This is a genomic window from Polaribacter gochangensis, assembly GCF_046224025.1.
In the GTDB taxonomy this organism is placed as follows: Bacteria; Bacteroidota; Bacteroidia; order Flavobacteriales; family Flavobacteriaceae; genus Polaribacter; species Polaribacter gochangensis.
Map to the genome: position 1 here is coordinate 1 of NZ_JBJXRF010000093.1, position 240 is coordinate 240.

Annotated in this window: 1 pseudogene; it reads left to right on the forward strand. The window is 25.8% G+C overall.

The window, feature by feature from the left end:
* Window positions 1–27: 27 nt before the first annotated feature.
* Window positions 28–240 (forward strand): annotated as a pseudogene (locus ACEWL1_RS12200) (hypothetical protein); the annotation flags it as partial.

Genomic DNA, 240 nt, shown 5'->3' on the forward strand with positions numbered 1-240 from the left:
TACACAATTAAGAGATAGTGTTTAAAGATGAACGAAACTATTTATATAAAAAACATGGTTTGTCACCGTTGTATTTCCTCGGTTTTAGCAATTTTTACTGCTGAAAATTATATAATAGAATCTGTAGAATTAGGACAAGTAGTAGCAATAAAAAGTAAAAACAGTAATGAAGAAAATTTAAAAAAAACTCTTACCAACATCGGTTTTAAAATTATTGATAATGAATCAGATACTCTGATT